The organism is Bacillus sp. FSL R10-2201 (assembly GCF_038008665.1).
Lineage (GTDB): Bacteria > Bacillota > Bacilli > Bacillales > Bacillaceae_G > Bacillus_A > Bacillus_A mycoides.
The window spans coordinates 179,613-192,090 of the sequence record NZ_JBBOZP010000001.1 but is presented as its reverse complement, the minus strand read 5'-3'; the positions used below and the strand labels follow the sequence as shown (position 1 = coordinate 192,090).

At 35.2% G+C, this 12,478-nt stretch carries 12 protein-coding genes, 1 pseudogene and 1 riboswitch; of the genes and pseudogenes, 4 read left to right on the top strand and 9 right to left on the bottom strand.

Annotated elements, in window-relative coordinates:
• Window positions 1-95 precede the first annotated feature (95 nt).
• Both NSQ69_RS01100 and NSQ69_RS01095 read left to right on the top strand, forming a co-directional pair.
• Window positions 96-1,736: a peptide ABC transporter substrate-binding protein gene (locus NSQ69_RS01100; RefSeq protein WP_341098878.1), complete on the top strand. Its 1,641-nt coding sequence runs from the start codon at window positions 96-98 to the stop codon at window positions 1,734-1,736.
• Between the two features lie 505 nt (window positions 1,737-2,241).
• Entirely contained in the window at window positions 2,242-3,882 is a 1,641-nt protein-coding gene (locus tag NSQ69_RS01095) for a peptide ABC transporter substrate-binding protein (RefSeq protein WP_033730967.1), read from the top strand.
• A gap of 46 nt (window positions 3,883-3,928) precedes the next feature.
• Here NSQ69_RS01095 and NSQ69_RS01090 read toward each other — a convergent pair whose 3' ends face one another.
• From NSQ69_RS01090 to NSQ69_RS01080, 3 genes and pseudogenes are all read right to left on the bottom strand, one after another.
• On the bottom strand, window positions 3,929-4,201 hold the full coding sequence (locus NSQ69_RS01090) for a hypothetical protein (RefSeq protein WP_002091435.1): 273 nt from the start codon (window positions 4,199-4,201) through the stop codon (window positions 3,929-3,931).
• Window positions 4,188-4,379, bottom strand: a complete 192-nt coding sequence (locus tag NSQ69_RS01085) for a hypothetical protein (protein ID WP_002124741.1) — start codon at window positions 4,377-4,379, stop codon at window positions 4,188-4,190. Before NSQ69_RS01085 ends, NSQ69_RS01090 begins: the two co-directional genes overlap by 14 nt.
• A gap of 18 nt (window positions 4,380-4,397) precedes the next feature.
• Window positions 4,398-5,293: pseudogene (locus tag NSQ69_RS01080) on the bottom strand (helix-turn-helix domain-containing protein).
• Between the two features lie 172 nt (window positions 5,294-5,465).
• On the opposite strand from NSQ69_RS01080, the gene NSQ69_RS01075 reads away from it, so the two are divergent.
• Window positions 5,466-5,933 (top strand): YusW family protein, encoded by a 468-nt coding sequence (locus NSQ69_RS01075; RefSeq protein ID WP_002187526.1) that lies wholly within the window; start codon window positions 5,466-5,468, stop codon window positions 5,931-5,933.
• A gap of 24 nt (window positions 5,934-5,957) precedes the next feature.
• Here the strand turns inward: NSQ69_RS01075 and NSQ69_RS01070 are convergent, their stop codons facing one another.
• From NSQ69_RS01070 to NSQ69_RS01050, 5 genes are read right to left on the bottom strand one after another with little or no spacing between them, the layout of a single operon-like run.
• Window positions 5,958-7,568: a peptide ABC transporter substrate-binding protein gene (locus NSQ69_RS01070; RefSeq protein WP_341098877.1), complete on the bottom strand. Its 1,611-nt coding sequence runs from the start codon at window positions 7,566-7,568 to the stop codon at window positions 5,958-5,960.
• Window positions 7,569-7,581: 13 nt separating this feature from the next.
• On the bottom strand, window positions 7,582-8,355 hold the full coding sequence (locus NSQ69_RS01065; protein ID WP_002169314.1) for an ABC transporter ATP-binding protein: 774 nt from the start codon (window positions 8,353-8,355) through the stop codon (window positions 7,582-7,584).
• Window positions 8,352-9,362, bottom strand: coding sequence for an ABC transporter ATP-binding protein (locus tag NSQ69_RS01060; RefSeq protein ID WP_002124734.1), 1,011 nt, complete (start codon window positions 9,360-9,362; stop codon window positions 8,352-8,354). The genes NSQ69_RS01065 and NSQ69_RS01060 overlap by 4 nt, the downstream gene beginning before the upstream one ends.
• Window positions 9,319-10,323 (bottom strand): ABC transporter permease, encoded by a 1,005-nt coding sequence (locus NSQ69_RS01055; protein WP_341098876.1) that lies wholly within the window; start codon window positions 10,321-10,323, stop codon window positions 9,319-9,321. The genes NSQ69_RS01060 and NSQ69_RS01055 overlap by 44 nt, the downstream gene beginning before the upstream one ends.
• Before the next feature lie 16 nt (window positions 10,324-10,339).
• Window positions 10,340-11,257 carry an ABC transporter permease gene (locus NSQ69_RS01050; RefSeq protein ID WP_002140132.1) on the bottom strand — a complete coding sequence of 306 codons (918 nt, stop codon included), beginning with the start codon at window positions 11,255-11,257 and terminating at the stop codon, window positions 10,340-10,342.
• Between the two features lie 137 nt (window positions 11,258-11,394).
• A riboswitch (SAM riboswitch) is annotated at window positions 11,395-11,500 on the bottom strand.
• 173 nt (window positions 11,501-11,673) lie between these two features.
• Between NSQ69_RS01050 and NSQ69_RS01045 the strand changes: the two genes are divergently transcribed.
• Window positions 11,674-11,889: a DUF3951 domain-containing protein gene (locus tag NSQ69_RS01045; protein WP_341098875.1), complete on the top strand. Its 216-nt coding sequence runs from the start codon at window positions 11,674-11,676 to the stop codon at window positions 11,887-11,889.
• Window positions 11,890-11,907: 18 nt separating this feature from the next.
• On the opposite strand, the gene NSQ69_RS01040 is transcribed toward NSQ69_RS01045, so the two are convergent.
• Complete coding sequence (locus tag NSQ69_RS01040; protein ID WP_341098874.1) at window positions 11,908-12,411, bottom strand: hypothetical protein; 504 nt, start codon at window positions 12,409-12,411, stop codon at window positions 11,908-11,910.
• Between the last annotated feature and the right edge of the window lie 67 nt (window positions 12,412-12,478).

The window sequence follows — 12,478 nt, the reverse complement described above, 5'->3', positions numbered from 1 at the left end:
AAAATCCCTCTTTCTCAATACGAAAAGAGGGATTTTTTGTTTTTCATTTCCCTCATCATCATCCAATCTTATTAACTATTTAGGAGGAAAATCAAATGAAAAAGAAGTTTGTACCCGGTATTGCATCAGTTGTAGGAGTAAGTATTTTATTATCTGGTTGCGGTAGTTATAAAAACGAAGCGAGCGGAGCAAATGCAAAAGATGAGGCACCTAGTAAGCAAGTTTTAAACTTATCTTCTCCTACTGAGATTCGAACAATGGATACGGCTCGTGCTACAGATACTGATTCTGGTCAAGTAATGAGAAACGTATTTGAAGGTTTATACAATCTTGGTGAAGGTAATAAACCTGTTCCTGGCGTTGCGAAATCTCATGAAGTAAGTGCTGATAAAACGAAATACACATTCCATTTACGAGATTCAAAATGGTCGAACGGCACACCTGTAACAGCGAAAGATTTTGTCTTCGCTTGGCAAAGAGCTGTCGATCCAGCAACAGCTTCTGAATATGCTTTTTTATTCCTGGATATTAAAAACGCTAAAAAAATTAATAGCAAAGAACTCCCATCCGATCAACTTGGTATAAAAGCAGTTGATGACCATACGTTTGAAGTAGAATTAGAGCGCCCTGTTCCGTATTTTATTAGCTTAACGGCGTTCCCAACATTTCTACCAATCAACGAGGAATTCTTTAAAGCACAAGGTGATAAGTACGCTTTAGAAGATAACAAAATCTTGTACAACGGAGCTTTTACACTAAGCGATTGGAAGCATGAACAAAGCTTTAAATTTAAGAAAAACCCTACCTATTGGGATAAAGATAATGTCAAACTCGAAGAAATCAATTTCAACGTTGTGAAAGAGAAATCAACAGAAGTAAATTTATTCGAATCCAAACAATTAGACCGTATAAAACTAACATCTGACTTCGTTGATAAATATAAAAAGGATGCTAACTTTAAAGAACGTCCGAACGTAGGGGTACAGTTTTTACGTATGAATCAGCAAAACAAAGTACTTCAAAACGTTTCTGCACGCCAAGCAATCGATCAAACAATTGATCGAAAATCTTTTGTAAATACGTTATTAAATGATGGCTCTACACCAACCTTTAGTCTCGTGCCGAAAAACTTTGCAAAAGGGCCTGATGGAAAAGACTTCCGTACTGCAAACGGCGATTTAACAAAAGTTGATACAACATCTGCACAAGAATTATGGAAGAAAGCAAAAAAAGAACTTGGTTCTGAAAAGATAACATTAGAATTATTAACAAGTGATGGTGACCTTGAGAAGAAAACTGGTGAGTTCCTAAAAGGACAACTAGAAAAGAATTTAGATGGCTTAACGGTAAATATAAAACCGCAACCACGTAAACAACAAGTTTCACTCTTATTAAAAGGTGACTACGAGATTGGAATTGACGGTTGGAGCCCTGACTTTGCTGATCCAATTACATTCCTTGAACTATTTACGACGAATAACCCTTACAATTTAGATCATTACTCTAATAAAGAGTTTGATGAGACAGTTGAAAAAGTTAAAACTACTTTGGCTGGTGATGAAAAAGCTCGCTGGAAAGCGTTACTAGCATCAGAAAAAATCTTATTTAAGGACTCTGTTATCGCTCCTCTTTACCAAAAAGGAGAATCTTATTTAGAGCGTTCTTATGTGAAAGGCATTGTGCAAGTAGACTTTGCAGGTCAATTAAACTTCAAATGGGCAAAAATTGAAAAATAAAGTGAAACTTTAATCAGCCCTCACCAATCGGGCTTTTACGGGCAGTTGATCCCCCCTAACTTCTTTGCTTTCACTGAATTTTGAGGCGAGGATCTTACTGCCCATTAATGCGGGATAAAATGCAACTTAGATCATCGTGTTCTCACCCACCCCCATTGTTTTTTTAGCAAAATATATTAAAAGCAGATTCCCTAATATGAGGAAATCTGCTTTTTCAATATATTATTCCAAGAAATTAACACTCCACTTTTTATTATTGACATATAGTTCTTTCCAGTGTTAATATTCTAAATAATCAAAGAAACAAAATATTTTATCATCAAAATGTAATGTCTACTAAGTTGAAACATATAACGATAGATTATAGTTCAACATGTATATACATATAGAATACCTGATTACCTATATCCACATATTTATAATAGGTTTTCTCTCCTTCTATAGCTACACTTCAAGACATGGACATTATGACGTTACGAACAACACATTTAGGGAGGAAAGAACAATGAAGAAAAAAGTTGTACCTGTTGTTGCATCTGTTTTAGGGGCAAGTCTACTACTAACTGCTTGCGGGGGAAATAAAGATAATGCAGGCGGAGCAAAAGCGAACGATAAAGCACCCGATAAACAAGCGATTAACTTATCATTTGCTTCAGAAATTCCAACAATGGATGTTGCAAAAGCGACGGATGGGGAATCCATGAATGTAATGAGAAATGTTTTTGAAGGTTTATATGCTATAGGAGAAGATAATAAACCGATCCCTGGTGTTGCTGAATCGGTTGACATTAGTCCGGATAAAACAAAGTATACTTTCCATCTTCGTGATTCAAAATGGTCAAACGGTACTCCTGTTACAGCAAAAGATTTTATTTTCGCTTGGCAACGTGCCGTTAACCCTGAAACAGCTGCTGAATATGCATTCTTATTCTTTGATATAAAAAATGCGAAACAAATAAACCAAAAAGAAGTAGCAATCGATCAATTAGGCGTTAAAGCTCTTGACGATAAAACTTTAGAAGTACAACTGGACCGCCCTGTTCCCTACTTCTTAAGCTTAACGACATTTGCAACATTCTTACCAATCAATGAAGAGTATTTAAAATCTCAAGGCGATAAATACGGTTTAGAAACAAATCATTTAATTTACAATGGTGCTTTCACATTAGATAACTGGAAACATGAACAAAGCTTCCAATTGAAGAAGAACCCTAACTATTGGGATGCTAAAACTGTAAAACTAGAAGAAATCAACTTCAATGTCGTTAAAGATAAATCTACAGAAGTTAACTTATATGATTCAGGACAAATTGATCGTGTTGCTTTAACTGCGGAGTTTGTTGATAAGTATAAGAACGATTCCAACTTCAAGGAACGCGCTGAAGTCGGTATCCAATTCTTACGACTAAATCAGAAAAATGCAGTATTAAAAAATCAACATGCACGCCTCGCTATTAACGAAGCAATGAATAAAAAAGCGTACGTAGAAACAATTTTAAATAACGGTGCAATTCCAGCAGAAGGAATGGTTCCTGCGAAATTCGCAAAAAGTCCAGACGGTAATGACTTCCGTAAAGAGAATGGAAATCTAGTCAAAGATGATGTGAAATCTGCAAAAGAAAACTGGAAAAAAGCGAAACAAGAACTTGCTACTGACAAAGTAACAATTGAACTATTAACAAGTGATAATGCTTTAGCTAAGAAAACTGGTGAATATTTAAAAGGTGAATTAGAAAAGAATCTAGATGGATTAACAGTGAATTTAAAACCTCAACCACGTAAACAACAGTTAAAACTACTATTAAGTGGTGATTACGAAATTGGAATCGATGGCTGGGGCCCTGACTTCGCGGATCCTATTACATTCTTAGATCTATTCACAACAGATAGTGCTTATAACTTCGATAAATACTCTAACAAAGAGTACGACGAGCTTATTCGTAAAGTAAAAACTGATTTAGCTGGTGATGAAAAAGGTCGCTGGGAAGCAATGAAGCAAGCTGAAAAAATCTTATTACAAGATGGTGCTGTCGCTCCTTTATACCAACAAGGTCGCTCTTACTTACAACGCTCTTTCATTAAAGGACTTGTAACAACTGACTTCGGCGGTGAATTTAACTACAAGTGGACAGAAGTTGCAAAATAATAAACACTAGTAAAAAAGGTATCCCACGAAGGATACCTTTTTTACTTTATGCTTCTTTAACTACAGAACTTCCCCTCTTTACTATCACTTTTATACCTATAGTGATTCCCGCTACCAATTGTGTAACTAGTATAATAAGTAATAATGAAATAATATTTTCCGCTAAATTAACTCCACCAAATATTATTGTGTAATAACCATTCGCTGCATATGTTGCGGGAAATAATCCCGAACGGCAAACCTGTTTTTCCAATGCAGTGATAAATACATATGTATTAATACTAAGAAGACTAAAAGGACGATTATCAACTCTCTTCATAGCTCTCTTTTTGTATTGAACCAAAACTCATCATAAATATAACCATAAATATCAAATATGTTCTCCACGTCAAAGAAGGTATATGCCCTGACCAAAGATAACTAATTAAATAGTTGATTCCCATAATACACGATGATACTACTAAACTAATACTTATCAATTTCACATATTTGAGCATATCTTTTCTCCTTACTTTTTAATTTTCTATTTCTTCAAATTGCAGATTCACCGGCTCTTCTAGGAGTGTTTCATAAAAATTTTCTGCCAAATCTGTTGAAGGAATTTTTTCATCCACTTCATCAAAACGAATACTATCTAGCCAGACACAGCCTTCTCCTGATAATAAAACACCAAATGCAATACCAAGTGCTTCTTCTTTTATATCTAGTACAACCGAGTATGATTGCCAGTTATTCGTATTTTTAATTGGACGATTTTGCATGTTATCCATAGCAATAGGCTCTGTATCTTTTCCGTCTACTCGCATCCACAATCCTGCCCAGTCTTTTACATTTTCACTCTTAATAAATGCTGTTAAACGCAACCTCTTACCTACATATTTATCCGCTCGGAACATTTGCATTAATGTTGAAAACCCTCCGTGTGTAACGTTCTCTTTTCCTTTTATGCAGATACTTTTCCTTGATGAACAACTTCGTAATCTAAACCCATCTCATATTCAGCAGGATGACTTCCACTTAATACCCATCCTTTCGGTATACCTTTTTCCATTGAAACGCCCTCTCTTTCTATATAAAATGACTGGAAATATTTCCGATATTTTTTTGGTGGTAATTGAAACATTCTTTTAAAAGCTCTAGTAAATGCCTCTTGTGAGGAAAAGCCATTTTGCACTGCAATATCAATGACTGCTCTTTCAGTCGATACTAAAGCCTGTGCAGCATGAGTTAATCTTCTCTTACGAACATAATCCGTTACACTCATCCCAATATAACTTTGAAAAATACGATGAAAATGGTACATCGATACTGCCCCGTGAAATGCCACTCTTTCTGTTGTAAGCTCTTCATGTAAATGATTCTCTATATATTCGATTGCTTTTTTTATCATCTCTTTATACTCTTCATGCATTTCAGTACCTCCTTACAACTTCAATTTACCATATACATACAAATCATTTTTGATTTAAATTGCGGATTAATTCTTAAAGCTATAAGTAAATAATTTATTTTCAACACATACATAATTACATGAAATTGGGAAAAACTTGTATAGAACAAATTTACATAAGGAGGAATTTATAATGAGAATTTTACTATCAATTTTATTAGCTCTTATGCTAGTACCTGCATTAACAGGATGTAAAGCTCCTGCAAAAGAAGACACAACTTCTAATAAAAAGACTACAGAAGAGGCAAAAAACGAAGCTCCTGCTGATTTAAAGCTAAATTTCAATGAATTTGATTTAAAAGCGGACTATCAGGATACAAAGAAAGACTACGAAGCTGATTATAAAAATGTAGCAGCCGATAAAAAAATGGAAGCAAAAGTTGAAGACCATAAAGCAGATGTAAAATTAACAGGTGATGAAGCTATTACAAAATTAAGCCCTCTTCTACAAGAATTAAAATTCGATAAAAACACACCAGATCAAGAAGTAATCGATCAAGTAGTAAATGTATTCAAACTTGATAAAGACTATCAAAAATTCGCTTTAGAAGTTGTCTTCTCTGACGGAACGAAAAAAGAATATAAAAGAGAAATAAAATAAAGAAGTAGGCGGTTGCCTACTTCTTTATTTTTTAATTTTTACGTATCTTAGTTCTGGACTAGAACCGATAATGAATTGGACGCCAGATACTGATGATTTTTGTAAATACGAAGAGCTTGGGAAAATAATTGGGATTAATGGTGTATCATCAAACATAATATCTTCTGCTTTATGCAATAGGTCAAAGCGCTTATCTTCGTTTTGTTCAACTTCTGCTTCTTTTACTAAAGCGTCAAATTCTTTATTATGCCATTTTGCATAGTTGTTTGGACCATCACCTGCATATAAATCTAGTTTAGTAATTGGATCTAATAGAGAGCCGCCCCATCCCATATAAGCTAATTGGAAATCACTTTGCTTGTATGTGTCGATGTAACTCTTCCACTCCTTATTCTCTAATTTAATATCTACACCAAGATTTTTCTTAAACATTTCCTGCATTGCTTCTGCTACTTTTTTATGTTGTGTATCTGTAGTGAATTTTAATGTTACTTCAGGTAATGTAGACCAACCTTGCTCTTTCATGCCCTCTTCTAATAATTTTTTCGCTTCTGCTGAATCGAATTTTACGTAATCGCCTTTTTCTTTACGGAAATCACGACCATCTTGTGTTTTTGCTCCTTCTGGAACGAATGCATATGCTTCTTGTGCATTATTTTTATACAATTTTTCAACGATAAACTTACGATCAACCGCTAATGAAAATGCCTTACGTACTTTCGCATTTGTAAACGGCTCTTTTTCTACGTTAAAGGAATAAATATAAGATGAGAATCCTGCAACACGCTTATATTCTTTGTTTCCTTTTTCTTTTTCAATCATCTCTTGTGGTAAACCACTTAGTAAATCTAATTCTTTTGACTTGTACAATTGGTACGCTGTTTTAGAATCTGGAATAATACGAAACTCAATTTCTTTTAATGTTACCTTTTTATCATAGTATTCTTTATTTTTTTGTACTGTAATAGCTTGGTTATGCTTCCATTCTTTTAATGTGAATGGTCCGTTCGTAATTAACTCTTTTGGATCTGTTTTTAATTTATTATTATCATCAATTGATTTTTTAGATAATGGAATAAATAATGAACTTGCTAATTTTTGTTTAATAGAAGCAACTGGGTGCTCAAGTGTTACCTTTAATGTTTGAGGATCAACGACTTGAATACCAACTTGTCCTTCTTCACCTTTTCCAGTATTATATGCCTCTGCTCCTTTAATAAAATACATTTCTGTCGCATTCATAGAACCCGTTTTCGGATTTAATAATCGCTTCCAGGCAAACTCAAAATCATTTGCTGTAATAGGAGAACCGTCCGACCAGTTAATATCTTTCTTTAAATGAATTGTATATTCAGTTCCATCAGCGTTTACTTCTTCTTTCTCTGCTAATTCATTTTGATATTTCCCGTCACTATCTTGCGTATATAAACTTGAAAACAATTGCCCAATTACATAACCTGACGTGCTATCTGTCGCAATGGCAGAATCAAGCGTATACGGATCGCTACTAATATTCGTTACTAATCGATCGCCTTCACCCTTACCAGCACTTGCCTTTTGCGTCTCTTTCTTACCGCAAGCAACAGAAGTAATTGCTAAAACAGTCATAATGACAAACAGTAAAAACTTCTTCATCCTACATTCTCCTTTAACCTGAAATTTTTGGTGTTGATGCTAATAATGTTTTTGTATAAGAATGTTGTGGATTACGGAATACTTCGTCCGTATATCCAAATTCAACAAGTTCTCCTTTGTATAAGACAGCCACTTTTTCACATAAATAGTGAACCATCGGTAAATCATGCGCGATAAATAAATATGTATAGCCTTGTTCCTTTTGAATCTTTTGCAACAAGTGCACAATTTGGATTTGAAGTGAAACATCTAATGCTGAAATTGGTTCATCAAGGATTAAAACTTCTGGCTCACATAATAACGCTCTTGCAATAGCAATACGTTGACGTTGTCCGCCGCTAAATTCGTGTGGATAGCGATCAATATATCGTCTATCTAATCCAACACGCTCTAGTGCATCACCTGCGACTTTATCTTTCAATCCTTTATCGCCTAAACCGAATGAAATATAACCTTCTGTTACAATATCGCGTACTTTCCAGCGCGGATTTAATGCCGCTGTGGAATCTTGAAAAATGAACTGTACTTTCTGTAAGAAATCCCGCTTATGAGCTGACTTCAGCTTGTGAACAACTTGACCGTTATAATCAATTTCACCAGACGTTGGACGCTCGATCCCAGCTATGAGCTTACCAAGTGTTGTCTTTCCAGAACCACTTTCCCCAATAATGCCAAGCGTTGTTCCTTTCGGGATAGAAAGTGATATATCTTTTAAAGCTGCGATTTCTTTATTTTTACTTCCATACGTTTTCGTTACTTGCTTTACAGTAATTAAATCTGTCGTCATGAGGCATTCACCTTCTCTTTTGATTTCGCTTTATTATGCTCCAGAATATGTTGCCAGCAATGTGAGCTATGCTCCTCAGAATATGTCGTTCTCTCTGGGAAGCGATGAATACATTCTTTTATCGCTACTGGGCAACGATTTACAAAAGGACAACCAAAGCTATTTAATGTTTCAATGGAAGGTGTCGTTCCTTCTATAGCACGTAATACTTTTTCGGAATCATCCATATTCGGAATTGCTTGTAATAAACTTTTCGTATATGGATGCTTAGGTGAACCTATTACTTCTTGTATCGTCCCTTTTTCAACGACACGTCCTCCGTACATTACCACTACTCGATCAGCTACTTCACGTACAAGTGCCAAATCATGTGTAATTAATAAAATACTCGTATTTTGTTTTTCTTTTCTTGCTTTTAACAACTCCATAATTTGCTTTTGAATCGTTACATCTAATGCTGTTGTAGGTTCATCTGCAATAACAAGCTTTGGGTGACAAGCAAATGCAATTGCTAAACAAATACGCTGCCTCATACCTCCGCTCAACTGATACGGGTATTGTTCAAAGCGTTTCTCTGCTTCATGTATCCCTAAATCATTTAGTAAGTTAATCGCAATTTCTTTCGCTTCTTTTCTCGATTTCTTTTCATGTTGCAAAATTACTTCTGCAATTTGTTTGCCTACCTTCATCGTTGGGTTTAAAGATGAAAGCGGATCTTGAAAGATAAAGGAAATATCTTTCCCGCGAATTTGATTCCATTCTGATTCTTGTAAACCAGTTAATTCCTTTGATTTGAAAGATACATTTCCATCATCAATATGAATTGATTCTTGATTTAAGCCGATAATAGATTGTGCTGTAACACTTTTCCCTGAACCACTTTCTCCGACAAGTGCAACTATTTCACCTTCGTTAATAGAAAAGGAAACATGCTTCACAATCGCTTGCTTACTATTCTCTTTTTCAACGGCCAACGTTACGTTTTCTAAAGATAAGATTTGTGCCATGTTTTTTCTCCTTTCGATTACGTTTTACGATTTTCGGATCAATTGCATCTTGCAAACCATCACCAATCGCATTAAATGCGAACATGATGAATGCAATCATGATTGCCGGGAAGAATAGTTGCCACCATTCTCCGCTTAGTAACGTCCCAAGTGCATCGTTCGTCATCGTGCCCCAGCTTGCCGCCGGTGATTGTACTCCAAGTCCGATAAAGCTTAAAAATGATTCTGAGAAAATAGCTGCTGGAATGGTAAATGATAAATTTACGATAATAATCCCTGTTAAGTTTGGAATTAAATGCCCATATATAATTTTCATATGAGGTGTACCTAATCGCTCTGCTGCGATAACAAATTCTCTTTGTTTCAATGAAAGTACTTGCGCCCGAATGAGACGTGCCATGCCAATCCATCCCGTTAACGCAAGAGCTATAATAATTGTAAAAAGTCCTGGTTTCATAATGATTAATAGTAAAATAACAATCAGTAAATATGGGATACCGTATAACACTTCAATCCCTCTTATAATCCACTCATCAATTAACGTTCCAAGACGATTACGTCCTCTCACATATCCACTAAAGCCACCAATTAGTACACCTAGCCCAATATCAAGAGCTGCTGCCACTAATCCAACTGTTAGTGAAATTTTCCCTCCAGCCCAAGTACGCGCCCATATGTCTCTTCCTAAATCATCTGTTCCGAACCAATGCTCACTACTAGGTGGTAAGTTTGTTGCTTCTTTTACTTGTTCACTCGCAGTAAATGACGTTAAACTTTCGCCAATAAGCGAGAAAACAATAATTAGTAATAACGTCACTGCCCCTAAAACTGCTATAGGGTTTGATATAAACTTGCGAAACACTTCCTTTTTCCGGCTAATCGTTTGCTGATCTTTATTTATCGTTAATTCTTTTTTCTCTTCATTCGTTAATAACTGGTCATTAATTTCATAAGCCCCCATTTAAACATCACCCTCCTTACGTAATAGAACGAATGCGCGGATCAACAATACGATGAATGATATCTGTAATAAAAATACATACAATTAATAGCGCACTATAGAAAATGGTTGTTCCCATAATCACCGGATAATCTCGGTTGAAAATACTGTCTACAAAATATTTTCCTAAACCAGGAATTGAAAAGATTTTTTCAATAACGAAAGTCCCTGTTAAAAGTCCAGCCATTAATGGGCCAACAAATGTAAGTACCGGAACAATCGCATTTCGAAGAGCATGTCTTATAATGATTTTCTTAATTGGTATACCTTTCGCTCTCGCTAGCTTAATATAATCACTCTGCAACACTTCAATCATATTAGAGCGAACAAATCTTGTAATAACTGCGATTGGTCCTAACGCTAATGCGAAGGAGGGTAATACAGTATGCTCAAATGTTCCCCAAGACGCCACTGGTAGTAATTCAAATTGTATGGCGAATACTTGTATAAATAGTGGTGCTAAAATAAAACTAGGAATAGAAATACCGAGAATCGCAAGCAAGCTCACACTATAATCAATCACTTTCCCATGATATAGCGCGGCAAATGTACCTGCGGCAATTCCGACTAACAATGAAATAACAAGTGCTTGTAAACCAATAATTGCCGATGGTCCAAAACCAGTTGTTATAATTTCCGATACACCTTGACCTGTCGATTGAACAGATTCGCCAAAATCAAAATGAACTACCCCATCCAAATAAGCAACATACTGATTCCATAACGGTTCATCAAGGTGATACTTCGCTCTCATGTTTTGTATTACTTCTTCAGGAAAGATTTTCGCATCTGATGAAAACGGATCACCTGGAATAATATGCATAATTAAAAATGTTACTGTCGTAATGACCCATAGCGTGAATACCATAACCGATAGTTTTTTAATAACATACACTTCAATAACCCCCTAAACAAATGAATTTACTTTGTTTTATTGACATATTTGTTGCCATTACTCCTTCTCTACTTCTTAAAACACAAAAAGCCTTGATCTTAAAAAATAAGATCAAGGCTTAATAAACGAAGGCCCATCACTTATCTTTCAAGACTTGCTTGCTGGAATTAGCACGGTGTTCCTGTTACAGAACCCGCTGCTGAGGTGTCATAGGGCCAGTCCCTCTACCTCTCTGGATAAGTAAATTGCTATATTATTATTTGGTTCAAATTGTATATTTTGAATTATAATTCTGAAAAAATGAAAAGTCAATCAAATTGGATATATTTAGAAAAATCAGTTTTCTATTATATTAGTTATTGAAATTACAATCTTTCGCTTATAATAAAAAGAAATTATATTAAAGGAGTTATAAGATGGATCCACTACTTCTGGCTACTATAAGATTGCCATTAACAATCGTCATACTCGTCATCATCGGCTTCTATAAACTCTTCATTAAAAAGAAAAGCATCACTTCTTTTTACACTCCATTCGATAATATTACTGGACAAACAATTTCAGAATTTCACGAAGAACAGAAGATATTAGTATCCGAGGATGAAGACGGAGATGGTAAAAAGAAAAAATAACCTTGCGCATGCGCAAGGTTATTTTTTCGCCTCTGTTTGAAAGCGTTTATAGTATGTCGATGCTGTTGAAAAATTAATTTCTATATCACGAATCAACGATGAATCTTCTTCTTTAGCTAACTTCTGTAATTTTTTCATCGCTTGTTCTGCTTCATTTAAGAAACCAACATATAGTTCATGTTCGTCCTCTTTCGACTTCGGCACACGAATTTCTTTACGCATATGATCAATATCTTCTAACATGCCCGTCGTTACCTTCTGCACTTCTTCTTTATATTTAGCATTCGTTATTTCCTTACCGCCCTTTTCTTTTGCCACTTCCCATAACTGTAATGCTTTATTAATTTCTTTGTTCATCTTCATATCATATTTTTCATGTATTTCGCGATACACTTTCATCTCTTCTGTTTGTTCAGTAGATTGCTCTACCTTTTCTTTCGGTTCTTTCGTATCTTTATTTCCATTACACCCTGCTAGAAGGAGCATACTTCCCATTACAGCAATACCCAAAACCTTCTTCATCTCTTCTTCTCCTTTTATCTACAGCTATTACTCATTATAGTTTCTTTTATCTCCACTTGTTATTATA